We start from the raw sequence: 244 nt of genomic DNA on the forward strand, positions 1-244 counted from the left end.
GGCCTTTTCAACTAAAATTTGGATTACCTTTTCTTCATTAAATAACTCAATATCAATCATATCCGCATTTCCGGTTTCAATGATTGCTTTGTTCAGTTCTATGTAATACTCCAGGCCAATCTCTCTTTCACCGCCTTCTTTTGCGCTTCTGAAAGTAAAAATAATGGGAGTCTCTTTGAGAATCGCTCGAATGTGGGTAAGTGCATCTTTCACCTTTTCTATCTCATCAACCTGCTCGAAAAAG

1 protein-coding gene is annotated in these 244 nt (G+C 37.7%); it reads right to left on the bottom strand.

Features of this window, described 5'->3' with window-relative positions:
- On the bottom strand, nt 1–244 hold a 244-nt coding region (locus RYX56_RS24600), incomplete at both ends, for a type I 3-dehydroquinate dehydratase (RefSeq protein WP_336623199.1).

It is taken from the genome of Alkalihalophilus lindianensis (genome assembly GCF_032843265.1).
GTDB classification, from domain to species: domain Bacteria; phylum Bacillota; class Bacilli; order Bacillales; family Bacillaceae_D; genus Alkalihalophilus; species Alkalihalophilus lindianensis.